Genomic DNA, 24,631 nt, shown 5'->3' with positions numbered 1-24,631 from the left:
AGGTGTCAGACCAGCCTGATCCGTCCGGTCAAAAGGTTTTGCATCATTCCCTCCTTCACCTGCCGCGCCTTTTCGAGACGGGTGTCGAGGGCTTGGATCTCAGCTTCCATGGCGGTCAGGACGGAGGCGATTGCATCCTGCTCGGCGGCGTCGTTCGGCGCGTAGATCTCGACCTGAGAAAGCTGTCGCCCGTTCGTCAGTGCGCGCGTGGTGTAGGTCGCCCTTGAGATGATCTGTCTCCGGATCGGTTCGGAGCGGAAGCAATACTTCGAGAAGTTCCGTGTGAGCTTTTCATTCTGGGGCCGACCACGAAGCACGAAGCCACTGAATACCGTTCCTTCGGGGACGCCATCCGCGACGGCGGCCAAGCCGATCTCATCGGGGGTTTCGGAAGTTCGAGTGAAGAGGATGTCTCCGTCCTTCACCCCGTAGGCAGATTGCTCTGCGGTCGTCACTTCCACCAAGCCGGCGATCGACGCAGCGTCAATGCGGCCACCGCCAAACACATCCATGTAGTTCACGATCGGCGTCCCGTGTCCGAAGAAAGACTTCGCCTTGTTGAGACCGTTTTTGAAGTTCAAGAAATCGCCGAGCAGGAAGCTGTCCCAGTCCCCCGAGAACCCTGGAAGGCGGCGCTTGGCGGTCAGGAGGTCCTGCATCGCGCCCTGCTTGATGAGCCGCTTCTTGGCGATCAGCCGCTCCAGCCCCTCGATCAGCGCATCCGCATCCGAAAGCGCTTCGGCGATGGCTTCCTGTTCTTTGGAGGTTGGCGGGCAAGGCACTTCGAGCTTGTTCAGGTCCTTTAGGTTGACGACCATTTGCGCTGATCCGGCACCCGGACGAAGGAATTCCGAGCGCCCCATAGACGAATTAAGAAAGTGGACGAGGTAGTCCGGTCTCAATCCGCCTGAAAGGCGCAAAAGACCAACCGCCCGCGAAATATTGGCGCCCACGAGCCGAGGCGGGACTATAGCACTCTCGCCGGGATAGCCGACCAGTGCGACAACCACGTCGTCCGCCTCCAAGCGCGTTCGCGCATACTCGGCATCTTTTTCATGGGTAATTAAGGGCACATCAGTAGAGATGCGACCCGACTTAATGTCGCCGCCGCGCAACATTGGCACGCCTGAAGATACGAAAGTTCCCGCCTTAACCACGCCGTATGTGGCCGGTCGCTTCAGGTGATCCAAAAGCGTCAGTCGAGACCAATCATCTGGAATGGGGTTCATGCTGAATACCCCATTGCCGAGAGGTGCTTCGAGACCTTTTCATCGGCGGCGCGGCAATCTTCGAGCACTGATCCGATGGTTAGCCCATACCGCTCCGTCAGCACCCGCACCCGGGCGGTCATCTGCTCGGTCCGCGCCTCGATCTCGGCCTCGATCAGATCGGCGATATCGGTCAGCCATTTGTCATCCACGACCAGGGAGCGGATCTCTTCCTCGGTCAGCTCAGGGTATTTCTTCAGCGTGGTCTCGGTCAGCCCCTCTTCGGCTTCCTTGACCGCTTTCTTCGCCGCCGTTTCGGCCGTCATCAGCTTGGCCACCTGCTTCAGCAGCTTCGCCTCCTCCGGCTCGGCCTCGCCGGATTTCTGGCGTGCCTTGACGGAGGCCGCGGTCAGCTTGCCCGCCTCGGTCAGTGCATCCGCCAGCAGTCCGCCCTCGGCCCCGTGTTCCTCGACCAGTTCCTCGATCTCGCGGCCCAGCTCTTCGGCCTTGGCCTGCGCGTCATCGACGGCCTGTTGCAATTCAGGGAAGAAGCGCGCGACGATCAGCCGGGGCGGGATGACATCGGCCACAAGGCGCACCTTGTTCACGGTGAGGTCGGCTTCTTCCAGCCATTTGATGTTATCTTTCTTGCCGTCTTTTGACTTTACGTACTCATGCCGTGCAGTGCGAAGTTCTTTCGCCGCCTCCCAGCCGTCATGAGCGATGATGAAGACATCGTCCTGCATGGTCTCGGCCCAGTAGGACATGAGCCGCTGATACGCCTCGTAGCGGTCGATCAGGGGCGCATCGGCAAAGCGGTCGAGCATGTCCTCGGCGATGGTGTGGATCAGCTCCTTGGGCTTTTCGCCCACCTGGATGCCATCCATGCGCGGCGCATTCGCCCCCGCCCAGCCATCGAGGATGCCATGGACGCGCGTCTGGAAGGCGGCGAACTCGGCGTGGTTGCGGATGGTGCTGCGCACCTCCTCCGGCTCGACCAGCGGATCGGAATAGCCCAGGCGCGGGTTCGGCCCGAAGAGCGTGGCGCGGATGCCGGGCATGACCTCCCAGAACTCAGCCAGCCCGTCGATGTCGCGGTTGGGCACGCCACCCTTCAGGTGCGCCTCGATGTCCTGCAGATCCTCGGGGTCGGAGCCGTCGATGTAACGCGGGATGTTAAGGTTGAAGTCGTTACGCGTGATTTCGGCCCAGGGGACGAGGCGGGAATAGCCCGCGATCTCGGCCTGGCGCGTATAGGCGTCGGTGATCTTGTGGATGTCCCGCTCACGCAGGCGATTCTTGTTGCCGTCCTTGATGAAGCCGCGCGAGGCGTCGATCATGAAGACGGGGCGCTCGGCCTGGGCCTGGGATTTGTCGAGCACGATGATCGAGGCCGGGATGCCGGTGCCGTAGAAGAGGTTCGCGGGCAGGCCGATGATCGCCTTGATGTAGCCGCGCTTGAGGATCTTCTCGCGAAGCTCGGCTTCCTTGTTGCCGCGGAAGAGCACGCCGTGGGGCAGGATGACCGCGCCGGAGCCGGCGGCCTTCATCGAACCCAAGATGTGCAGCAGGAAGGCGAAGTCGCCGTTCTTGTCGGGCGGCATACCGAGGTCAAAGCGGCCATAGCGGGTTTCGCTGGTCAGGCCTGAGCCCCAGGCCTTGGCCGAGAACGGCGGATTGGCGACGACGAAGTCGAAGGTGAGAAGTTCGGTTTCTGACGCCTTGAACTGGGGCTCGGCGATGACATCGCCTTGGGCGACATCTGCATCCTCGCGCCCATGCATGATCATGTTCATCTTGGCCAGGCCGCGGGTGGTGATGTCGAATTCCTGCCCGTAGATGGTGAGCGGGACGTCGGCGGCGTCAGCGGCCTTCAGGAGCAACGATCCGGAGCCACAGGTGGGGTCATAAACGGTCTGCTTCGGGCTCGTGGCGCGACTGACGCCCGCAACGGCGGCGACGACACGCGAAACCTCCGCAGGTGTATAGAACTGCCCCTTGCTCTTGCCGGACTCGGTCGCGAAGTTGCGCATCAGGTATTCATAGGCGTCGCCCAGGATGTCGTCGCCATCGGCCCGGTTGCGGCTGAAGTTTAGCTCTTCCCGGCTGAAGATGTTGATGAGCGCGGTCAGCGTCGTGACCATCTTGGCGCCACGGCCGAACTTCTCGGAATCGTTGAAGTAGGCACGGTCGATGACGTTTTTGAGGTCGTTGGCCTCGGCAATCCCGGCGATGGCCGTGTCGATACCTTCGCCAATGTCCTTGGTGCCACGAAGCTTCTGAAGGTCCTCGAAAGAACAGCCCTGGGGGACCTCGATCAACGCGTCGGGCTTGCCCACGCGGTCAGAGACGTACTTCACGAACAGAAGCGTGAGGATGTAGTCCTTGTAGAGGGAAGCATCCATGCCACCCCGCAGCTGGTCACAGCTGTCCCACAGGGATCTGTAGATATCGCTCTTCTTGATAGCCATCGTGCTCTGCCCTTCGCCAAGTCGCCCGCATTCTCTTCGCGCGAGTTGATCTCAGGTCTAGCGCCTCTTGGCCGCGAGGAACAGATACACCTTGCCTGACCAAGTCGAGCCAAGACCTTGAAACTGCCGACCCTGAATGGGCTACTGGCCGGCAACGTCAAAAAAGGTGCAGAAAAAAACGACGCCAAGCAAGCGTCCGAAAGAATTGCGAAAAATTAATTAAGGATTTGCGAAAAATAGGGCGAATCCCGCGCAAAGCGCATACTACTAATCCATTATAGCTGAGATGACGACTTGCGAAAAACTTATTATTGCCCTTGCGAAAAATTCTGATTATTCGACCGACAGCAGCGTTTCACAAATATCCGTCAACTTCTTATATCAACTTCACTATTGATCTTCATTGTTCAGTGCGCCACTTCCCTCTTAAGTGATTCGCGAATGTGAAAGGCGCCCCATTGGATTTGGCCATCGATAGAGAAAGACATGCTCGAATCCGATACGAGCTTTCCCTGCGTGGCCTGACCTTCGCTGAGATTGCGAGACGCGCTGAGGTTAGCGTGTCTTCTGTCAGTGCGGTTTCACTTGGGAAAAGTAGATCCGCGCGCATCGAGCTGATCTTGGCGCAAGCATTGGCTACTCGCCCTGAAGTTCTTTTTCCGGACCGCTACACTGCTAACGGCGGAGACGGAACATGAACTAGAAGCAAAGGGCTCTGGAAGAGTTGAGGCCCCGGGACGCCAATCCCGAGGGCCTCGAAAAATCGCTCGGCGCGACATCGCATCTATCCCCGACAAGAACGAAGAAGCCAAGCCTCATGCCCGTCACCCCACGGGCATGCACACTCGGGTCTTGCTTGCGGTTTTGAGCCAAGACCCTTTTGGGCCACTGGGATGATGGGATGGATATTATACAAGCGGCCTGCGCCCAACTCGCAGGCCACCAGGACAGGTATGTTCAAGATCTCTCGGATACGATCAAACAGGCGGATCGTCAACGCGATGATGAGTTTGTCAAACTGAAAGCCAGACTGTCGACAGCGACAGCGGAGACGAAGGTATTGCACGCGGCTCTTAAGAGAAAAGAAGCTCAGCTCAAGAACTTCCAAAGGGAAAGGTTTGGGCCAAGTAGCGAGAAGAGCCACCTCAGAGGCATTCGCGTTGGGAAGAATTCATTGAATACCATTCAATCCAGCGGAAGCAACGTATCTGAGGTGAATGATATTGAGAACGTGGTCGGCACGACAACCGAAAAGGTAGAGGCGAAGCCTCGTGGGATGCTCGGCAAAAAACACCTTAAGACCCCATAGCACCTTCGTCGCGAAACGCAGATCATCGAACCGGAGCCTGACCAGTTTTGTTCCTGTGGCTGCGGCAGAGTGAGAATGGTTCCGCAGATAATTGAAAAATTGGCTCATAAACCTGCCGAGATATACATCAAAAAAGAGGTCTATCAAAAATACACTTGTCGAAACTGCGATCGTTTTGTGCAAGCCCGAACGAAATCCCGCGTATTTGACTACACTCGTTTCGACGATAGTGCGGTGGTTGGCATCTTGGTATCGAAGTATGCAGATTTCCTACCACTGTACCGACTTGAGCAAATATTTGGCCGCTCAGGAGCCCGATTGAGCAGAGCTACGCTCAGCCGCTTAACACTGAAGGCGGGCGCTCTACTGAAGCCGATCTATGAAGCGTTGCTTATAGATATCAAGGCCGACTCGAAGCTTTTTGCAGATGAAACGCGAATACCTGTTTTACAGCCCGGCCTGGGAAAGACTAAAACCTGTTTTGCTTGGGCTTTATGTCGAGATGACCGTCGCTGGATGGGCAATAAGCCATCCGCCGTTGCGTTTCACTTTGCCACTTCGCGCGAAGGGCGGCACGCAGAGGCAATTCTCGAAGGGTTCAAAGGCACCCTGCAAGTAGATGCCTATGCGGGATACAACCGCTTGACTAGGAAAGATCGAGCTGGCGGGCCACTCACCCTTGCCTTCTGCTGGACGCATGCGAGGCGGAAATTCGAGCCGATAGAGAAGAGTGGTTCAATCGAGGCACGAGAGGTGCTGAGGCGCATAGGAGAGCTCTACGGAATCGAAAAGGTGTTGCTGTCACAAAATGCGTCGGCAGCGGTCCGGCAGGCTGTTCGAGAGGTTCAAAGCAAACCTATCGTTGATGATCTGTTCGGTTACCTGGAGGTGCTCAGCTCTCAGATCCCATCGAAATCAGTCCTCGGTGAAGCGGTTAATTACACGATGAAAATTCGTCACGGATTGCGCATATTTCTGACAGATGGACGCGTGGAGATGGACAACAACGCGGTAGAGAACACGATCAGGCCCCTGGCTTTGCTTCGCAAGAATGCCCTTTTCGCTGGATCAGAGTTCGGCGGCAAGGTCTGGACAATTATGAGCAGCCTGATTGGCACATGCAAACTGAATGGAGTTGAGCCGCATGCCTACTTCACATGGGTTTTCGAAAAGCTTGCAAATAAGTTGCCATTGTCTGAGTATGACAAGCTCTTGCCCTGGCATTGCCCGAAGGGGCTGACAGCGATCTGACTAGTGGCGGCGGGCAAGCCATTCGTTTTGCGGGCTATCAGGAGCGTCCTCAGTCTGCGAACCGGCTTCTAAAGAGTGGGGTCAAAGGTGTGCTCGCGGCCAAGGGCGGGATTGGATATGCGCTGCGACAGCGATCAATGTCAGGTGTGTGACGAAAACTACCCCATCAGCCTTCAGGTGAAAATATGGGAAGGCAGCCATTTCGCCCATGGCCTTTTCGTCATCCTATTCACTGCAGATGGCTCTGGCGAGAAAGCGGACATGCCGTAATCTGTGGTCAACCGAAGCTCGATGCAAGGGGCGCTTGACGCACTGCATTAAGCATTGATTATATTGTGCTGTGAAGAAAGCAATCCAGGGCTGCCAGATGACTGCAGGCGACGTCGTCGTCTCGGATCCCGAACAAGATTCCGGACCATTGTACGAGAGCGGCTGGTCTCTCCATCGAAGCGATGGAGAGACCTCCGACGCGATACTGCAGGAGATGGTCAAGCTAGGCGATTGCCTAGGCACCCGTGTTGCCGGACGTTCGGGGCAACTACGTGAGGTTGTCCAACCGATTGTCGCCGAAGATGCGCATCCACGATCCCTGAGCGCGCAATATGGGTTAGGCGCTTTGCCGTTTCATATTGAACTCAGTCATCGCCCGAGACCATGCCGCTACCTGCTTCTCGGGTGTATCGATCCAGGCGAGACACCTGCGGCAACGACGTTGCTCGATTGGCGCAAGCTCGGCTTTGAGCGCGAGGAGCTTGCGCTTCTCGAAGAGGCACCTGTCCTCGTTCGCACTGGTCGACGATCCTTCTATTCGACCATCCTTGCGCCGGGCGGAACGTTTCTGCGCTACGATCCCGGCTGCCTTGAGCCTCTGGGCGAGCGTGGCCGAGAAGCTATGCAACTAGTCGCGGACAGGATTACGCGCGCCCATTCGTACGCGCTTCATTGGCGGCAGGGCGACATCCTAATCATTGACAACTGGCGCGTCCTACACGGACGCAGCCGGTCGGCCCACGGGTCCGGCCGAAGCCTCGCGAGGATTCTCATCGATGCCTGAGAATGTCTACATCGCCATCGACAGCGATGCGCTGCATGCCAAGTCGAAGGTCTACGTTGGTCGCGCCCTCGCGCGGAAGGGCGTCGGCGATCTTGATGAGTACCAGCTCTGGGCCTCGCTCGCGCTCGAGCTACTCGGTAAGGCTGCGCTGGCTCGGAAACACCCCAGCCTCGTGGTTGATCCGACACACTGGCAATCGATGTTCGTCGCTGCCGGCATCAACGTGACTACCGACGTCAAGACGATCGCCGCAAAGACTCTTTTCGAACGGCTCACTCACCTTGTCCCCCGTTTCGACAAAACGGTGCAGAAGTTTTGCCAAGATATTGCCGAGCGTCGAAACGCGGAGCTGCACTCAGCAGACCTCCCATTTAGGACCATGCGGCTCGACGCCTGGGAGGCGCGCTATTGGCATGCGTGCGACACGATTCTGCACCAGATGGGATCATCTCTGGAGAAATGGCTCGGCGCCGCGGACGCAAAGGCCCCTCGCCAGTTACTCGAAGAGGCAGCAAACGCCCTCGATGCTGCGGTCAAAATACGCGTTGAAGCCGCAAAGGAGCGGTTCGGCGCACTGAAGAAGTCTGAGCGGGAGCGCTTGGCCGCCGAGGCTGATCTACGCGAGCCGCACCATCAGGTGGAGCTTTTCAAGGGACGCTACGACGAGATTTGGGTCGAAAGCTGCCCGGCCTGCAAATGCCGTGCCTTCATGACGGGCGAGCAGTCCAGCGAGGAGATTAGCGAGGAGCGCGATGAGTACGCGATCTGGGAAATCGTCGACCGGGAGTTTCTCGGCGAGGAGTTCCGCTGCCCGACGTGCGACCTGATGCTCATGGGAAGCGACGAAATTGATGCCTCCGGTCTCAGCTACATCCATGAAGACCAGCAGGAACGCGAAATGGAATACGAGCCGGACTACGGCAACGATTGAAAACACGAACAATTCAGACAAGGTATGGGGGGCACTAATTTGGCGAGGCGACCAGGTAATACGCTTGAGAAGTGGGAGGTCGCGATCGTCAAGGCGATGTTGTCCCGCAAATTCGTGCCCCAGGATATCCAAGCGTACTTCTCCCGACCGACGCGCTCGATCAACAACGCACGCATTTCCGAGATAAAGGACGGCACGAAGCACAAGGCCATCAAGGCCGCGTCTGATGATGAGCTCGATACCTTTCTGGACAGTTGGCCGGACATTGATCCCAAAACCGGCCTCCACCTCCAAGGCGACGAGCTGCTTGTCAAAGCGCGTGAAGCCATGATCGCTGCCGTCCACACATTCAATAGCGCCGGTCTCTACTTTAGGGCCGAACTCTTCATAGTCACCGCGATCATCGCGTGGACCTATCTAATGCACGCCTATTATAAGCGCGAAGGCATCGACTACCGGCACAAGAAGGCCGGCGTTGTTGAACGCACGCCATCCGGAGCCGAGAAATACTGGGAACTGAGCCAGTGCATCTCGACTGGTGCCTGTCCCCTCCAAAGCGGCGTCGTCAATAATCTCAAATTCCTGATCGAGATCAGGAACGAGATCGAGCATCGGTCCACCAACAGGATCGACGATGCGCTTAGCGCGAAACTGCAGGCCTGCTGCATCAACTTCAACGATACCATCAAGGACCTCTTCGGACGCGAATTCGCCCTAGAGAAGCGGCTTCCTATCGCGTTGCAATTTGTAACTTTCGACGGTGTACAGCGGCAAAGCCTGATCGCTACCGACCTACCGGCGCATATTGCGACTGCCATGGACGCCTTCCATGAGGCGCTTTCGGAGCATGAGCAGAAGGACCCGAAATTCCGGTTCCGCGTCGCCTTCGTCCCGAAGGTCGCAAGCAAAGCCAGCAAGGCGGATCTCGCGGTGGAGTTCATCAAACCAGGCTCTCCGGAAGCAGAGGCCGTCGAGCGGGTTCTGTTGAAGGAGGTCGAGCGACCGAAATATCTGCCTGGCGAGATCGTCACGAAGGTGAAGGCGGCAGGACACGCCGCGTTCAGTATGTACGATCACACCAAGCTCTTCCAGCAGCTTGATGCCCGCAATCCCGGCAAAGGTTATGGCGTGAAGGTCGCGAACACTTGGTATTGGTACGAAAACTGGCTGGAGAAGGTGCTCGAGAAGCTCGACGAAGGGTGGACGCGACCGAAGAAAGTGTAGCTGGGCGTCAAGGAGCAGTGATCTGATACAGGCCATCTACCGTGCCGAGCGCGAGGGTCGGATCAGGGCCGGGAATGTCTAGCATTTACTGTTTCATATTGGCGCTGCGCGCCAATATACGAGCAATGGAGTGTGCTAGCTAGATGCCACTCGCGGGGTCAGATGCAACGCTTACGTCGAAAGCAACGCAAGACGACCGTGAAATACGACAAGCGTCGCTACAAACGGCGCAACCGTATCGAAATCATGTTCGGTAGGCTCAAGGACTGGCGCCGCGTAGCAACCCGATACGACAGGTGCCCCAAGGCATTCTTCTCCGCCATCGCTCTCGCAGCAGTCGTCATCTACTGGCTGTGAAACTCAATGAGTCCAGAGCCTAACAATCGAGAAAATCTGAGCACATAGATTTTGGCGGGTAGGATGGCTGGTTCAAAGCTGATCCACTCAAAATATCTCTTAACAACAACATCTTGGGGTGGATTTTGGAGGCGAGTACCGGAATCGAACCGGTGTACACGGATTTGCAATCCGCTGCGTAACCACTCCGCCAACTCGCCGAAGGCCGTGCCAATGCCGCGTCTCTTAGCTGCCATCCAGACGGGCTTCAAGCCGGTTTCTGAACAGGGGGCGTCGGCTGGGCCCTTGGCGGCAGTCAGCGAGGGTCATCCGATGCCCTCCGGCTGCTCGGTTAACGCTGCATTGCCGTGCCTCTCCAATGACTGGCGCCACATTATGGAGGCCTCGCCGCCTTCGAGAGATGTCAGCTTGCGCGCACCGGCTGCTTGCGATCGTGCAGATGCGGGGTGGGCTTGCAGCGAAAATACGTCGGTGTGCAGCCAGTCTGCAGTTTCGGCTGGAGGCGAGAGCGCCGCCCGAAGGGCGGTTCCGGCGCCGCGGCCGGCGAGGGGCCGGAGAAACTCAGGCTTGGAATGGTCAGTAACCTTTGCCCCGACAAGGGCGCCGAGAGCCGATACTTCGCACAATATCCGCGCTCCCGCACCCGATGCAGCGTCTGCGAGGTTGCCCGTCCGGGTGGGATGTGTCAAACCGGCCCAAGCAGTACTTTGAACCGAAGAGTTCAGTCCCATGACAGATTACACGCGCCGCCGGGTGATGATGGTGGATACTCAGGTGCGTCCCTCGGACGTGACCAAATTTCCGATCATCGACGCGATGCTAACAGTTCCGCGCGAAGATTTCGTGCCGTCCGAAAAACGCGAATCCGCCTATGCCGGCGCCAACATGGAGTTGGGGCAGGGACGGGCGATCCTGGAACCGCGTACCTTCGCCAAGATGCTCGACGCGATCGACGTGGGCCCTGACGAGCTGGTGCTCGATCTCGGGCCCGCGTTCGGCTACTCGGCCGCGGTCCTGTCGCGGCTGGCGGAAGCCGTTGTCGCCGTCGAACCGGATGAGGCCATGGCCGCCGAGGCCGAGGGCGCTCTCTCAGAATTCGGAGCCGACAATGTCGCCGTCGTCACCGGGCCGCTGGCCGATGGCGCGCCGCAGCACGGCCCCTATGACGCGATCATCGTCGAAGGCGGTGTGGCCCGGATCCCGCAGGCGCTGACCGACCAGCTGGCCGAGGGCGGGCGCATCGTCGCGATCTTCGTCGAGGGGCGTCTTGGCGTGGTCCGGGTCGGGCACAAGATCGATGGCGCCATCACGTGGCGCTTCGCCTTCAACGCGGGGGCCCCGATTCTTCCGGGCTTCGAGGCCGAGGCCGCCTTCGTCTTCTGATCACGCGCTCATCGCGCAAAGCTGGGATGCCGAAACTCGTGACCCTGCAGACCTTCTCTCGTCCCGCCGCCGGGCAGATCGCCGCTGACCCCGCAGTCGGGGGGACCATTCCCGACGCTTCCCTTGGCCGTCCCCGACGGCCAAGCCTGGCACGCCGGCTGGCACGCACCGCCTGCGCCATGACGCTGATCGCGCTTCCGGCGCTTGCCCCGATGCGCGCAGGGGCGGAAACGCTGACCGATGCGCTGATCGCGGCCTATCGCCAAAGCGGGCTGCTGGATCAGAACCGGGCGCTTCTGCGCGCGACCGACGAAGACGTTGCACAGGCCGTCGCGGCGACCCGTCCGGTGATAAGCTATGTCCTGGGCAGCACCTACACGAACACCCAGCTGGGGGACGAGCTGTCCTCGTCCGCGGCGCTTTCGGCGTCGATGACGCTTTACGATTTCGGGCGCAACCAGCTGGCGATCGACGCGGCCAAGGAAACCGTGCTGGCCACCCGCGAGGCGCTGGTCGACATCGAACAGCAGGTGCTGTTCCGGGCCGTCGATGCTTACATGTCGGTGCGGCAGGCGGCGGCGGTCGTGAACCTGCGGCAGAACAACCTGGGCCTCATCACCCGCGAACTGGACGCCGCGCGCGACCGGTTCGAGGTGGGCGAGGTCACGCGCACCGACGTGTCGCTCGCCGAGGCCCGGCTGGCCGAGGCACGCAGCGGTCTGGCAGCGGCGCAGGGCGACCTTCAGGTCGCGCGCGAGGAATACAAGGCCGCCGTCGGCAACTATCCCGGCGCGCTGGCGCAGCCCCCCGCCGCACCGCAGATCCCCGACACCCAGGCCGCGGCGCTCTCCGTCGCGGTGCGCACCCACCCGCAGATCCGGCAGGCGATGCGGCAGGTTACGGTGGCCGAGATCAACATCGACCGGGCCGAGGCCGCGACCCGTCCGTCGCTGTCCGGAAATGCCCGCGTGTCGGTCGATCAGGACTTCGACGATACATCCTCGGTCGGGATCGAGCTGTCTGGCCCGATCTACCAGGGCGGCGCCATCAGCTCGGGCATCCGGCAGGCGCAGGCCAACCGGGATTCGCAGCGCGCGGCGCTTTACGTGACGCGCCAGAACGTCGAACAGGCCGTGGGCAATGCCTGGGCGCAGCTTTCGGTGTCGATCGCGAGCCTTGGCGCGACCGACGAACAGGTGCGGGCCGCCACGCTGGCCTTCCGCGGCGTGCAGGAAGAGGCGACGCTGGGCGCGCGCACCACGCTCGACGTTCTCGACGCCGAACAGGACCTTCTTGACGCGCGGCAAACCCGTATCACGGCCGAGATCAATCGCTACGTCGCGATCTATGCCGTTCTGCGATCCATGGGGCTTTTGACCGTCGATCATCTGGGGCTGGGCATCGTGACCTACGACCCCTCGGCCTATTACAATGCGGTCGAGGACGCGCCCCTGCGCGAGGTCAGCCCGCAGGGCGAACGACTGGACCGTGTCCTGAAGGGGCTGGGCCGCAACTGACGGCAACACCCGGCACTCCGTAGGGCGAAGGGCACAATACATTGTGCGCTAACGCCTGAACGGGTAGACTTCCTCTTGAGCAGCAAGAGGCAGAACCATGTCCGACAGGGTAAGCAGTGCGGAAATCGAAGATGTGCTGGCGTCCGTGCGCCGGCTCGTCTCCACCGATGGGGGCGTGCGTCCCGACCGCCGGTGGCCGGACATGTCGACGCGCCACGGTCGTGCAGACCCCGAACCTGCCGCCCGACTGGTTCTGACCCCGGATTTCCGCGTCTCTGACTCTGATACGGACACGGACACGGACACCGATGCCAAAACCGATGACGTGTCGGCAGGCCAAGTGGCCCGGACTGCGGATGGGGCGGCCGGGCAACCGGATTTTCCTGCGGCTGACGAGCCCGACAGCGATTTCCTTCCGCCGCAATTCGTTTCGCAACGGTCCTTGGCTGGCGCCGGAACGGACGACGATGCCGAGGCGCAGCGTGCGCGTCGGGTACAGACGCTTGAGGACCGCATTGCCGAGCTTGAGGCGGCCGTCAACGCCCGTGCCTTCGAGTTCGAGCCGGACGGAAGCGAGGATACCGAACAGCACCGCCCGACCCGGATTCTGTCCCGCACGCCCCAGGCGCCGCGCGACGACCATCCCGGCCCCGAGGCTTCGTCCGCAGGTCATCCCGAGGGGGCCAACGACCCCGCCGCCCCTGTCGGGGATCCCGACGCGACCCATGCTCCGAGCTTTCGCGAGCTGCTCGAACGGGAAACGCGCAGCGTTCTGCACACCGTCATTGACTTTGAAGAGGCCGCCGCCCGCAACGTGAATGCTTCCGGGGCAGTCGAGGAAGGCCCGACCGACGCGGATGGCCACGACGACGCGGCCTGGGAAGCGGCGGAATGGCAGGTAGAGTCGTGGGAAGGAGACGCACAGTCTTCGATAGATTGGACCCCGACGACGGCCGAGGCGGCCGATGAGGGGGAGTGGGACGAGACCGACGACCTGATCGCCGGGTTGATCTATGGCGGTGACGACGGCGCGGCGCCCGGTGCGCAGGCCCATGCGGACGTGGGTGAGGGGGCCGAGGACGCCGAGCTGTTCGCCGATGCCGAAGAATCCTATCGGGCCGAGGCGCGCCGCTTCGATGCGGCCCTTGCGCGGTCGTTCGAGGCCGAGGCGCCCACGCATCGGCAAGACGCTTTGGATGCGGCGCCCGGTGTTCCAAGCCCGCCCGCGGAGCCCGAGGTCGACATGTCCGAAGAGGCTGTGCTGGACGAGGAGACGCTGCGCGACATGGTGGCCGAGATCGTGCGCGAAGAGCTTCAGGGTGCCCTGGGCGAGCGCATCACGCGCAACGTGCGCAAGCTTGTCCGGCGCGAGATCATGCGCGCAATCTCGATCCGCGACTTCCAGTAGGCGCGGGGCTGCCCCGCCGCCTCAGACCTCGGTCGCCAGCGCCAGAACGGCGTCGAGATCAAGATGAGCCTCGACATGCTCGGCAAGATCGTCGAGCGCGCTCTCGACAGTATCGTCCCATGCCATCCCGCTGTGCGGTGCGCCGAGCTCGGCCAGAAAGGCCCGCCGGAACCCGTCGGCGGCGAAAAGCCCGTGCAGGTAGGTGCCCCTGACGCGCCCGTCGGGAGAGGCCGCGCCCTCGATCCGGCCATCCACCTCAAGCCACCCGCGTGAACGGTCCGGCCCATCGGTCACGCCCAGGTGAATTTCGTAACCTTCGAGGGGCTCGCCGGATGCGCGATGCTGTGCCTGAGACAGGGCCAGCCGCTTGGCCGGCCGCAAGTCGGTGCTGACGTCCAACAGCCCCAGCCCCTCGTGCGACGACGCCGGGCCCTCCAACCCCTCGGGATCGTTCACCTGTCTGCCAAGGATCTGGTATCCTCCGCAGATACCAATGACTTGCCCGCCGCGCCTGACGTGGGACTTCACGTCAATATCCCAGCCCTGCGCCCGAATGTAGGCAAGGTCTGCCAGTGTTGCCTTGGTCCCGGGGATCAGCACCACGTCCGCGTCTCCGGGCAGGGCCTGACCCGCGCGCACCATCGTGACCTCGACCCCCGGCTCGGAGGATAGCGGGTCGAGGTCGTCGAAATTGGCGATCCGCGACAACACCGGAACCGCGATCTTGATCCCACCGCCACGGGGCCCTGACCGGATGTCGAGCGCGTCTTCGGCTGGCAGGCGCCACGCGCCGTCGAACCACGGGATCACCCCCAGGGGCGCCCACCCGGTGCGCGTGGCTATATCGGTCATGCCGTCCGAGAAAAGATCAGGATCGCCCCGGAACTTGTTGATAGCGAAGGATTTCACTCGTTCACGATCCGCATCCGACAGGACGGCGTGCGTGCCTACGCATTGCGCGATCACGCCGCCCCGGTCGATGTCGCCCAGCAACACGACGGGGATGTTCGCGGCCTCGGCGAACCCCATGTTGGCGATGTCGCCGGCGCGCAGGTTGGTTTCGGCCGGCGAGCCCGCGCCCTCGACCAGCACCAGGTCGGCGGTCGCGGCAAGCCGGCCGAAGCTTTGCAGGACCGCGGGCAACCAGTCGCCCTTGCGGGCGGCATAGTCGCGGGCCTTCAGCGTCGCGACGCGGTGGCCCTGGACGACGACCTGTGCGCCGGTCTCGCTTTCCGGTTTCAGGAGGATCGGGTTCATGTCGCAGATCGGCGCGCGCCCCGCCGCCCGGGCCTGCAATGCCTGCGCCCGCCCGATTTCGCCGCCATCCGCGGTCACCGCCGCGTTGTTGGACATGTTCTGCGGCTTGAACGGGGCGACACGCAGGCCGCGACGGGCAAAGGCCCGCGCCAGCCCCGCCACGATCAGCGACTTGCCGACGTTCGATCCCGCGCCCTGGATCATGATCGCCCTGGCCATCTGCTGCCCTCTGCCTGTGCCCTTTCTGACCGGGCGCGGGCGCCCGGGTATGCCCAGCCATAGCCCCACCGGGGCGCGCGGGAAAGCGCGGGGCTTTCCCTTCCCGCGCCCCTTCGCTAGATCAGCCGGGACACGAGAAAGGGACACCCCATGCCGATGGAAAAGACATTCGACGCCGCCTCGGCCGAACCGCGCATCTATGCCGAATGGGAACAGGCCGGCGCATTCACCGCGGGCGCTAACGCCAAGCCGGGGGCAAGCCCCTTCTCGATCATGCTGCCGCCGCCCAACGTCACCGGCTTTCTGCATGCTGGCCATGCCTTCAACCACACGCTGATGGACATCCTGGTGCGCTGGCACCGGATGCGCGGCCGGGACGTGCTGTGGCAGCCGGGGCTCGATCACGCGGGCATCGCCACGCAGCTGGTGGTGGAACGCGAACTGGCGCGCACGAACCAGCCCTCGCGCCGCGAGCTGGGGCGCGAAAAGTTTCTTGAAAAGGTCATGGAGTGGAAGGCGCGGTCGGGCGGCACCATCATCGAGCAGGACAAGCGCCTGGGTGCCTCGATGGACTGGTCGCGCGAAGCCTTCACCATGGACCCGGCGTTTCACGAGGCGGTGATCCGCGTCTTCGTCGACATGTACGAAAAGGGCCTGATCTACCGCGGCAAGCGGCTGGTGAACTGGGACCCGCATTTCGAAACCGCGATTTCCGATCTCGAGGTCGAGAACAAGGAAGTCGATGGCCACATGTGGCACTTCAAGTACCGGCTGGCCGACGGCGAAACCTATGAATACGTCGAGACCGACGAGGACGGCACCGAGATCATGCGCGAGACGCGCGACTACATCTCGATCGCCACGACCCGGCCCGAAACGATGCTGGGCGACGGTGCCGTGGCCGTCCACCCCTCGGACAGCCGCTATGCGCCGATCGTGGGCAAGATGGTGCACCTGCCGCTGTGCGACCGGGTGATCCCCATCGTGACGGACCAGTACCCCGACCCCGATTTCGGCTCGGGCGCGGTCAAGATCACCGGCGCGCACGACTTCAACGACTACCAGGTCGCCGCCCGCAACAAGCTGCCGATGTACCGGCTGATGGATATGTCGGCCACGATGCGCGACGACGGCGCCCCTTATGCCGAGGCCGTCGAACGGGCGCGCGAGATCGCCGCCGGCGCCGAGGCTGACGCCGCCGAGATCGACAGCCTGAACCTCGTCCCCGAGAAGTACCGCGGGCTGGACCGGTTCGAAGCGCGCAAGCTGGTTGTCGAGGACATCACCAATGCCGGCCTCGCCGTCGAGGTGCCCAGCTCCGACCCGCGCTTGGGCCAGCCGGCGCAGCGCAAGGTCGAGCCGGAAGAGGGCGCCGACGTCGCCCCCGACGACCGCCTCGTGCCGCTGGTCGAGCCCAAGAAGATCATGCAGCCCTTCGGCGACCGGTCGAAGGTGGTGATCGAGCCGATGCTGACCGACCAGTGGTTCGTCGATGCGGAAAAGGTCGTGGGCCCCGCGCTGGACGCCGTGCGCTCGGGCGAGACTAAGATAATCCCCGAGTCGGGCGAAAAGGTCTATTTCCACTGGCTTGAGAATATCGAGCCCTGGTGCATCTCGCGCCAGCTCTGGTGGGGCCACCGGATTCCGGTCTGGTACGGCTTCGACCTGGGCACGCCGATGTCGGGCGGCACGGGCGACCTGGACGAGGTCGACCTGCTGAAGCTTCTGCTCGACGGCGGGATGGTCCATTCCGGCGACGTGCAGAAAGTGGGCGCCGAGCTGCCCGAGGTCACCGGCGGGTTCCAGGACGAGATCGCCGACCTGCCGTCCCCCCTGAGCCATGCGCGCATCGTCGAGGTCGAGGATCGCAACGCCGCGCTGCACGCGCTTGCCGAAAGCCTGGCGCATTACGCCACCGATCAGGACCCGTCGAAACTGGTCTACCCGGTCTGGCGCGACCCCGACGTGCTGGACACCTGGTTCTCGTCCGGCCTCTGGCCGATCGGAACGCTGGGCTGGCCGGGGCCCGAGTGGGAAGAGATGCGCCGCTATCACCCGACCAGCGTGCTGGTGACCGGGCAGGACATCCTGTTCTTCTGGGTGGCGCGAATGATGATGATGCAATACGCTGTCGTCGGCGAAAAACCCTTCGACACCGTCTACCTGCACGGTCTCGTCCGCGACGAGAAGGGCGTGAAGATGTCCAAGGTGCTGGGCAACGTCATCGACCCGCTGGAGCTGATCGACGAGTACGGCGCCGACTCCCTGCGGTTCGCCAACGCCGCGATGGCGGCGCTGGGGGGCACGCTGAAGCTCAGCCGCGACACGATCAAGGGCTACCGCAACTTCGGCACCAAGCTCTGGAACGCCTTCCGCTTTGCCGAGATGAACGGCACCTTCGAAGGCCGCAGCCCGCAGGCCGCGCCGCCCGCCGCCACCGCGACCGTCAACCGCTGGATCATCGGCGAAACGGCGAAGGTGCGCGAAGAGGTCGACGCGGCGCTCGACGGGTACCGGTTCAACGAGGCTGCCTCGGCGCTCTACGGCTTCGTCTGGGGGCGGGTCTGCGACTGGTACCTGGAATTGTCGAAGCCGCTTTTCGGTGCCGATGACGCCGCGGTGATCGAAGAGACGCGGGCGACGCTGGCGTGGGTTCTGGACCAGTGCCTGATCCTGCTGCATCCCATCATGCCCTTCGTCACCGAAGAGCTGTGGGGGACCACGGCCAAGCGCGCCAAGATGCTGATCCACGCCGATTGGCCCACCTACACCGCGGCGGATCTAGTCGATCCGCAGGCCGATTCCGAGATGGGCTGGGTGATCGAGCTGATCGAGTCGGTGCGCTCGGTCCGCGGTGAAACCAACGTGCCCGCAGGCGCCGACGTGCCGCTTCTGCTGGTGGAGCTTGACGCGCCCGGCCGCGCCGCGCTTGGGCAGAACGACGCGCTGATCCGGCGGCTTGCGCGGATCGACACCATCACCGAGGTCGCCGAGGCGCCCAAGGGGTCGGCCACGATCCCCGTGCGCGGTGGCAGTTTTGCGCTGCCTCTTGCCGACCTGATCGATGTGGGCGCCGAGCGGACGCGCCTGCAGAAATCGGTCCAGAAGCTGGAAAAGGAGCTGGGCGGCCTGCGCGGACGCCTGTCGAACCCGAACTTCGCCCAAAGCGCGCCCGAAGAGGTGGTGGCCGAGACCCGCGCAAACCTCGAACGGCGCGAGGCCGACGCCGCCAAGCTGCGCGCGGCGCTGGCGCGGCTGGACGAAATCGGCTGACCCGGGCAGGGCGGCCGCGGCCGCCCGCCCGTCCTTCGTCCGCGCGTCCCTCGCGATCCCACTCGGGGACCGTGGCCGAGGGGCTTTGCTCCCAAAATGTCGCTTTCCTTGTTAGCCCGCCTTCAGGCGCAACTGCCCTTCAACCAGTCGGCCAATGCCGCCGGGGGCGCGTGGCGCCAGAGACGCGTGATCGTGCCGAGGGCCGGGAAGCCGTAGCATAGGGCGCGGGGATCCCGGCGCTATTTGCTTATGAGTTTGCCGCACAGGGTGTCTCCTCTCGGCCTTCTGGGCCCTTGCCCTGTTGCGATCTCTCTGGCCATATCGCGCGCATGACCGATCCGCGCCTCACCGCTCTTGCCCGCAGTCTTCCCGCCACAGTGCCCTTCGTCGGCCCCGAGGCGCAGGAGCGGGCGCGCGGACGGCCCTTTGCCGCGCGGATCGGCGCCAACGAAAACGTCTTCGGCCCGTCCCCGCGCGCGATCGCGGCGATGCGCGACGCCGCCGCCGAGATCTGGCGCTACGGCGATCCCGAAAGCCACGATCTGCGCCACGCGCTGGCCCGCCACCACGGGGTTCCGCCCGACTGCATCGTGGTGGGCGAGGGGATAGACGGCCTACTGGGCTATCTCGTGCGGCTGATCGTGGCGCCGGGCGACGCCGTCGTCACCTCGGCCGGGGCCTACCCGACCTTTGGCTACCATGTCGCGGGCTATGGCGGCCGGTTGCTGACCGTGCCCTATGCGCGGGACCACGAGGATCCGCAGGCCCTGATCGCGGCCAGCCGCGCGGCGGGGGCAAAGCTCACCTATCTTGCCAACCCCGACAACCCGATGGGGACATGGCACGACGCGGAGACGATTCTGGCGGCCATCGCGGCGGTGCCGTCGGGCGGGCTTCTGGTGCTCGACGAGGCCTATGTCGAATTCGCGCCCGAGGGCACCGCGCCGCCGCTCGATCCCTCGGATCCCCGGGTGATCCGGCTGCGCACCTTCTCAAAGGCCTACGGGATGGCCGGGGCACGGGTCGGCTACGCCATCGGGCCCGCGGCGCTGATCGCGGCGTTTGAAAGGGTGCGCAACCATTTCGGCATGAACCGCGCCGCGCAGGCGGGGGCCCTGGCGGCGCTGGAGGATGCGCCTTGGCTGGCCCATGTGTGCGACGAGGTCGCGCGGGCCCGCGGCCGGATCGCCCGCATCGCGGCCGAAACAGGGCTCACGGCCATCCCCTCGGCCGCCAATTTCGTGGCTGTCGACTGCGGCGGAGACGGCGCGTTGGCGCGGCGTGTGCTGGTCGAGCTTGCGGCACAGGACATCTTCGTGCGGATGCCCTTTGTCGCCCCGCAGGACCGCGCGATCCGTATCAGCTGCGGCACGGAGGCCGACCTCGACCGCCTCGCCGCCGCCCTGCCGGCGGCGCTGAAACGGGCGCGGGCGACCGACTAGGGTGGCCCTGCCGAGCCTGCGCCGAAGCCGAGCCCGGCCGGAAGCAGAGCCCCCGCGGCCCGGTAGCCCTCAGGCCCCCGGATGCGCGGCGCAGACGGCGGCGGCGGCGTCGAGCGCGCCGGGGCCGCGCGGAATCCCCAGCGCATCCATGCCCGCCTGCATCGACGCCAGAAGGCCCAGCGTCATCCCCGCGTTGACGTGGCCCATGTGGCCCACCCGGAAAAACCCGTGCCAGGCGGGATCGCCCGCCGGCGCCATGCCAAGGCCGATCCCCAGCGTGACGCCCGCGTTGGCCGTCAGCCAGTCGCGCAGGCGGGTGCCGTGCTCGGGCGCGATCCGCGCCGCCGTCACAGCGTGGCTGCGGAAGGACGGATCGGCGATGTTGAGCTCGGTCGTGCCGCCCTCGGCCCCCCAGTGGTCGATCGCCGCCCAGACCGCGCGGGCGAGTGTCGCGTGGCGGGCATGGACATTCGCCAGCCCTTCCTCGCCGATCATGTCGAGCGCGGCGCGCAGGCCGAACAGGTGGTGCGTGGGCGCAGTTCCGCCGAAATGCTGGTAGAATTCGGCCGGATTGGCGCGCGGCGCCCAGTCCCAGTAGGGCGTCACGCGGTCGGCCCGCGCCTGCGCCTTGGCCGCCTTGTCCGAGAAGAAGACGATCCCCAGCCCCGGGGGCGTCATCAGGCCTTTCTGCGAGGCGGCGATCATCACGTCGACACCCCAGGCGTCCATCTCGAACGGGTCGCAGCCCAGGGACGCCACGCAATCGACCATCAGCAGCGCCGGATGCCCGGCCGCGTCCATCGCGGCGCGCAGGGCGGGGATATCGTTGCGCACGCCGGTCGCCGTGTCCACGTGGCTTGCCAGCACCGCCCGGATCTCGTGGGTCGTGTCGGCGCGCAGCCGCGTTTCCAGCGCGGCGGGATCGGCCGGGCTGCGCAGCCCGAAATCCAGATCCTCGACCTCGGCCCCCATCGCGCGGGCATGCAGCGCCCAGTTGATGCCGAAACGCCCCGTCGTGACCGCAAGCAGCTTGTCGCCCTGCGCCAGAAGGTTCGACAGCGACGCCTCCCACGTGCCATGGCCGTTGCAGATGTAGATCGCGCAATGTGCGGTGGTGCCGGCAATGGCCTTGAGATCGGCGACGATGGTCGGGACCATGTCGGTCAGGGCGCCGGTATAGATGTTGGGTGCGGCCTGGTGCATCGCCTGCAGCACGCGGTCTGGCATGACCGACGGGCCGGGAATGGCAAGGTAATGGCGGCCATGGGCAAGCGACATCGGCGAAATCTCCAGGGGATCAGGATCGGCGTGCCGAGCTAACCGCCGCCCGGCGGAAAGGTCAATCTGCCCCGGCACGTCTGCCCGGGCGCCCCGCCGCCCCCGCGGACGGGCCGTTGCGCCCGGACCGGCCGCCCACGCTTGTCTCGGGCCCCGGGGGGCGGTATCCCGCGACCTCAGAGAATGAGGGTGGATATGGGCGAGAACTGGCTCGGGCGGGCCACGCAGCGGGTCAAGGCATGGGAGCGGCGCGTCAGCTGGTCCTTCGGTGACGATATCTCGACCCCGGCCGGGCGGCGCGCGGCATGGCGCCATTTCCACCTTGTCGATCATGCCTTCGTCCGGCTGCTTTGGACCAACCTGCACGAGATCGCGCCGGGTGCCTGGCGGGCCAACCAGCCGTCGCCGCGCCGGATCGGGGCCTATGCCCGGATGGGGATCAGGTCCATCATCTCGCTGCGCGGCGATGCCTCGTGGAGCTATACCCTGTTCGAGCGGGAGGCCTGCGCGCAGCACAGGGTGACGCTGCACCTCACCCATCTGGGCGCGCGCAAACTGGCCACGCGCGAGAAGCTTTTGCACCTGTTGCACCTTTTCGACACGGTCGAGCGGCCGTTCCTGATGCACTGCAAGTCTGGTGCCGACCGTACCGGGCTGGCGGCCGCGCTCTTCCTGCTGGACCAGCAGGGGGCGAGCCTTGAGCGTGCGCGGGCCGAGCTGCACTGGCGCTACCTGCACCGCAAGGGATCGAAGGCCGGCATCCTCGACCATCTTCTCGACGTCTACGAGGCAGAAAGCGACGGTGGGCGGATGTCCGTGCGGCAGTGGATCGAGACGTGCTACGACCCCGCGCGGCTGACCGACAGCTTTCGGGCGGAAAGGGCGACGCGATGACCTCGGGCCGGGATCTGATGCGCTGGGTCTGGCGCGGCTACCTGTCGCGCCACAAGGGCAAGGTGCTCGCGGCGGTCTTTCTAATGTCGCTCGAAGGGGCGATGCTGGGGCTGCTCAGCTGGCTGATCCAACCGATGTTCGACCGGGTCTTCGTCGCGGGCGACCGCGGTGCGGTGGTCTGGGTCTCGGCCGCCGTGGCGGGGGTGTTCCTGATCCGCGCGCTGTCGGGCTTCGGCCACAGGGTGCTGATGGCCGTGGTGGGCCGCAACGTCGCGGCGCACCTGCAGCGCGATCTCGTGGGCCACATGCTGCGGCTGGACAGCGCGTTCTTTCACACCCATGCGCCGGGGCTTCTGATCGAACGCATCCGCGGCGACACCGTTGTCGCCTCGACCGTGTGGAAGACGGTGTTCGGCGCGGCGGGACGCGATCTGGTTTCGCTTCTGTCGCTGCTGGCCGTCGCCCTGTCGGTCGACTGGCTCTGGACGCTGATCGCGGTCGCCGGTGCGCCGCTGCTGATGGCGCCGATGGCCTGGCTGCAACGGCAGGTGCGCCGCACCACCAGCACCGCGCGGACGGCGGCGGCCGATCTGGCCACCCGGCTGGACGAAACGTTCCACGGCATTGATACGATCAAGCTGGCCGGGATCGAGGCGCATGATCACGCCCGCTTCTCCGGCGCGCTCGACCGGTTCGTCAATGCCGAGATCCGCACCGAGGCGGGGCAGGCGGCGATCCCCGCGCTGATCGACGTGGTCGCGGCGATCGGCTTCTTCGGCGTGCTGACCTACGGCGGGTACGAGATCATTGCCGGAGAGAAGAGCGTGGGCCAGTTCATGTCCTTCTTCACCGCCATCGCGCTGGTGTTCGAACCCTTGCGCCGCATCGGCAACGTGTCGGGCGCGTGGCAGGTGGCCGCGGCCAGCCTGGAGCGGCTGCACGCGGTCAGCCTGGAGCGGCCCACGATCCTGTCTCCCGACGCGCCCGAGCCTGTCCCCGCGGGGGGCGACGTGGTGTTCGAGGGCGTGCATTTCGCCTATGGCAGCGATCCCGTGCTGAACGGACTGACCTTCACCGCGCGGGCGGGTGAGACGACCGCCATCGTCGGCCCCTCGGGCGCAGGCAAGAGCACGGTCTTCGCCCTGATTGCGCGGCTGATCGAGCCACAGGCGGGCCGCATCGCCATCGGCGGCACCGGTGTGGACCGGATGGAGCTGTCCGCGCTGCGCGGCGCCTTGTCGGTCGTGCGGCAGGAGACCGCGCTTTTCGACGACAGCCTGCGCGACAACATCCTGCTGGGCCGCGACGTGCCGCAGGCAAAGCTTGAGGCCGCGCTGGCCGACGCGCACGTGACCGAGTTCGCGGCGGCTCTGCCCCAGGGGCTCGACAGTCCCGCGGGGACGCGGGGGACGAACCTGTCGGGCGGGCAGCGCCAGCGCGTGGCCATCGCGCGGGCACTGTTGCGCGACACGCCGATCCTGCTGCTGGACGAGGCGACCTCGGCCCTCGATGCGCAGTCCGAGACGCAGGTTCAGGCGGCACTGGACCGCCTCGCGCGGGGCCGCACGACGCTGGTCATCGCGCACCGGCTGGCGACGATCCGCAATGCCGACCGCATCCTTGTGATGGACCGCGGTCGCGTCATCGAGGAGGGGCGGCATGACGAGCTGCTGGCCCGTGGCGGCGCCTACGCGCGGCTCTACCGGTTGCAGTTCAGCGACCAGGACTCGTGAAAAGGCTGAAGGCCCAGGCCGAGTGACCCGTGCCGGCCGCCATGCGCTGGCACCGGGTGAAACGGTCGCCACCATGCCCGGGCGTGCGTGGCAGGATTGCACAGGCGTCTGATCAACGGGCGGCAGTGCATGATCAAACAGCGCGCGTGGCCGGCCGGACCGGGTGAACCGCTGGGATACCGCGGCGCGGTGCGTGGTGGCACCCGAGGAGACGCCTTGGGCCCGGGCGCGGTCCGGTCCCGCCAGGCCCGGGGTCGGGGGCAAGAGTAGGGGACCCGATGTGTGCGGGCGTATGGTCGGCGACTGACACGCGGCCTTGGGACCTGCGGGGCCGACGGGCCCCGCCCGCGCAAGGCCTCGTCTCCCCGCACCGCCCCACTCGCACGAAAAAGGGGGCCGGAACCGGCCCCCTTTGCGTTGTC

General features: G+C 64.2%; 16 protein-coding genes, 1 tRNA gene and 2 pseudogenes. 14 read left to right on the top strand and 5 right to left on the bottom strand.

From position 1 onward, the window contains the following. Positions 1-5 precede the first annotated feature (5 nt). Both EKE94_RS04415 and EKE94_RS04410 read right to left on the bottom strand, forming a co-directional pair. Positions 6-1,229 carry a restriction endonuclease subunit S gene (locus tag EKE94_RS04415; RefSeq protein WP_127905353.1) on the bottom strand — a complete coding sequence of 408 codons (1,224 nt, stop codon included), beginning with the start codon at positions 1,227-1,229 and terminating at the stop codon, positions 6-8. Continuing rightward, positions 1,226-3,679 carry a type I restriction-modification system subunit M gene (locus EKE94_RS04410; protein ID WP_127905352.1) on the bottom strand — a complete coding sequence of 818 codons (2,454 nt, stop codon included), beginning with the start codon at positions 3,677-3,679 and terminating at the stop codon, positions 1,226-1,228. The genes EKE94_RS04415 and EKE94_RS04410 overlap by 4 nt, the downstream gene beginning before the upstream one ends. A gap of 443 nt (positions 3,680-4,122) precedes the next feature. On the opposite strand from EKE94_RS04410, the gene EKE94_RS04405 reads away from it, so the two are divergent. The 7 genes and pseudogenes from EKE94_RS04405 to EKE94_RS04375 all read left to right on the top strand — a co-directional run. Further along, a complete protein-coding gene (locus EKE94_RS04405) occupies positions 4,123-4,377 on the top strand; it encodes a helix-turn-helix domain-containing protein (RefSeq protein ID WP_235855892.1) in 255 nt (84 codons plus the stop codon). Between the two features lie 203 nt (positions 4,378-4,580). Then, entirely contained in the window at positions 4,581-4,988 is a 408-nt protein-coding gene (locus EKE94_RS04400; RefSeq protein WP_127905351.1) for a hypothetical protein, read from the top strand. A gap of 12 nt (positions 4,989-5,000) precedes the next feature. Beyond that, positions 5,001-6,239, top strand: a pseudogene (gene tnpC / locus EKE94_RS04395) (IS66 family transposase); the annotation flags it as partial. Between the two features lie 367 nt (positions 6,240-6,606). After that, positions 6,607-7,293: a TauD/TfdA family dioxygenase gene (locus EKE94_RS04390; protein WP_127905349.1), complete on the top strand. Its 687-nt coding sequence runs from the start codon at positions 6,607-6,609 to the stop codon at positions 7,291-7,293. After that, entirely contained in the window at positions 7,286-8,224 is a 939-nt protein-coding gene (locus tag EKE94_RS04385; protein ID WP_127905348.1) for a hypothetical protein, read from the top strand. Before EKE94_RS04390 ends, EKE94_RS04385 begins: the two co-directional genes overlap by 8 nt. Positions 8,225-8,263: 39 nt before the next feature. Further along, a complete protein-coding gene (locus EKE94_RS04380) occupies positions 8,264-9,448 on the top strand; it encodes a DUF3644 domain-containing protein (protein WP_127905347.1) in 1,185 nt (394 codons plus the stop codon). Positions 9,449-9,625: 177 nt separating this feature from the next. Further along, a pseudogene (locus EKE94_RS04375) lies at positions 9,626-9,805 on the top strand (transposase); the annotation flags it as partial. Positions 9,806-9,931: 126 nt separating this feature from the next. On the opposite strand, the gene EKE94_RS04370 reads toward EKE94_RS04375, so the two are convergent. Further along, positions 9,932-10,005 (bottom strand) — tRNA-Cys (locus EKE94_RS04370). 529 nt (positions 10,006-10,534) lie between these two features. Here EKE94_RS04370 and EKE94_RS04365 point away from each other — a divergent pair. The 3 genes from EKE94_RS04365 (at position 10,535) to EKE94_RS18850 (ending at position 14,113) form a co-directional block, all read left to right on the top strand. Continuing rightward, positions 10,535-11,188 carry a protein-L-isoaspartate O-methyltransferase family protein gene (locus EKE94_RS04365; RefSeq protein ID WP_127905346.1) on the top strand — a complete coding sequence of 218 codons (654 nt, stop codon included), beginning with the start codon at positions 10,535-10,537 and terminating at the stop codon, positions 11,186-11,188. 179 nt (positions 11,189-11,367) lie between these two features. Further along, positions 11,368-12,705, top strand: a complete 1,338-nt coding sequence (locus EKE94_RS04360) for a TolC family outer membrane protein (RefSeq protein ID WP_127905345.1) — start codon at positions 11,368-11,370, stop codon at positions 12,703-12,705. Between the two features lie 442 nt (positions 12,706-13,147). Next, positions 13,148-14,113, top strand: coding sequence for a hypothetical protein (locus EKE94_RS18850; protein WP_235855890.1), 966 nt, complete (start codon positions 13,148-13,150; stop codon positions 14,111-14,113). Between the two features lie 21 nt (positions 14,114-14,134). On the opposite strand, the gene EKE94_RS04350 is transcribed toward EKE94_RS18850, so the two are convergent. Then, the gene (locus EKE94_RS04350) at positions 14,135-15,589 is read right to left on the bottom strand and encodes a cobyric acid synthase (RefSeq protein ID WP_127905344.1); all 1,455 of its coding nucleotides are present in this window, start codon (positions 15,587-15,589) and stop codon (positions 14,135-14,137) included. A 150-nt stretch (positions 15,590-15,739) separates the two neighbouring features. Here EKE94_RS04350 and EKE94_RS04345 point away from each other — a divergent pair, with 150 nt between their 5' ends. Both EKE94_RS04345 and EKE94_RS04340 read left to right on the top strand, forming a co-directional pair. Next, positions 15,740-18,862 (top strand): valine--tRNA ligase, encoded by a 3,123-nt coding sequence (locus EKE94_RS04345; RefSeq protein WP_127905343.1) that lies wholly within the window; start codon positions 15,740-15,742, stop codon positions 18,860-18,862. A gap of 329 nt (positions 18,863-19,191) precedes the next feature. Then, positions 19,192-20,304 carry a pyridoxal phosphate-dependent aminotransferase gene (locus EKE94_RS04340; protein ID WP_127905342.1) on the top strand — a complete coding sequence of 371 codons (1,113 nt, stop codon included), beginning with the start codon at positions 19,192-19,194 and terminating at the stop codon, positions 20,302-20,304. A 69-nt stretch (positions 20,305-20,373) separates the two neighbouring features. Here EKE94_RS04340 and EKE94_RS04335 read toward each other — a convergent pair whose 3' ends face one another. Beyond that, positions 20,374-21,582: a pyridoxal-phosphate-dependent aminotransferase family protein gene (locus tag EKE94_RS04335; RefSeq protein ID WP_127905341.1), complete on the bottom strand. Its 1,209-nt coding sequence runs from the start codon at positions 21,580-21,582 to the stop codon at positions 20,374-20,376. Positions 21,583-21,777: 195 nt separating this feature from the next. Between EKE94_RS04335 and EKE94_RS04330 the strand changes: the two genes are divergently transcribed. Continuing rightward, complete coding sequence (locus EKE94_RS04330; RefSeq protein WP_164870819.1) at positions 21,778-22,476, top strand: tyrosine-protein phosphatase; 699 nt, start codon at positions 21,778-21,780, stop codon at positions 22,474-22,476. Next, positions 22,419-24,209, top strand: coding sequence for an ABC transporter ATP-binding protein (locus EKE94_RS04325; protein WP_328590462.1), 1,791 nt, complete (start codon positions 22,419-22,421; stop codon positions 24,207-24,209). The genes EKE94_RS04330 and EKE94_RS04325 overlap by 58 nt, the downstream gene beginning before the upstream one ends. Positions 24,210-24,631: the final 422 nt, after the last annotated feature.

The sequence above is a fragment of the Mesobaculum littorinae genome, from assembly GCF_004011175.1.
GTDB lineage: Bacteria > Pseudomonadota > Alphaproteobacteria > Rhodobacterales > Rhodobacteraceae > Tranquillimonas > Tranquillimonas littorinae.
The sequence above is the reverse complement of the archived record's forward strand: the minus strand, read 5'-3'. Positions and strand labels throughout refer to the sequence as shown.

Bases quoted from the DNA above. Each gene is read 5' to 3' on its own strand.
- EKE94_RS04400 (WP_127905351.1), top strand. From the start codon at position 4,581: ATGGATATTATACAAGCGGCCTGCGCCCAACTCGCAGGCCACCAGGAC.
- EKE94_RS04390 (WP_127905349.1), top strand. From the start codon at position 6,607: ATGACTGCAGGCGACGTCGTCGTCTCGGATCCCGAACAAGATTCCGGA.
- EKE94_RS04385 (WP_127905348.1), top strand. From the start codon at position 7,286: ATGCCTGAGAATGTCTACATCGCCATCGACAGCGATGCGCTGCATGCC.
- EKE94_RS04410 (WP_127905352.1), bottom strand. From the start codon at position 3,679: ATGGCTATCAAGAAGAGCGATATCTACAGATCCCTGTGGGACAGCTGT.
- EKE94_RS04340 (WP_127905342.1), top strand. From the start codon at position 19,192: ATGACCGATCCGCGCCTCACCGCTCTTGCCCGCAGTCTTCCCGCCACA.
- EKE94_RS04365 (WP_127905346.1), top strand. From the start codon at position 10,535: ATGACAGATTACACGCGCCGCCGGGTGATGATGGTGGATACTCAGGTG.
- EKE94_RS04360 (WP_127905345.1), top strand. From the start codon at position 11,368: ATGACGCTGATCGCGCTTCCGGCGCTTGCCCCGATGCGCGCAGGGGCG.
- EKE94_RS04335 (WP_127905341.1), bottom strand. From the start codon at position 21,582: ATGTCGCTTGCCCATGGCCGCCATTACCTTGCCATTCCCGGCCCGTCG.
- EKE94_RS04345 (WP_127905343.1), top strand. From the start codon at position 15,740: ATGCCGATGGAAAAGACATTCGACGCCGCCTCGGCCGAACCGCGCATC.
- EKE94_RS04330 (WP_164870819.1), top strand. From the start codon at position 21,778: ATGGGCGAGAACTGGCTCGGGCGGGCCACGCAGCGGGTCAAGGCATGG.
- EKE94_RS04350 (WP_127905344.1), bottom strand. From the start codon at position 15,589: ATGGCCAGGGCGATCATGATCCAGGGCGCGGGATCGAACGTCGGCAAG.
- EKE94_RS04415 (WP_127905353.1), bottom strand. From the start codon at position 1,229: ATGAACCCCATTCCAGATGATTGGTCTCGACTGACGCTTTTGGATCAC.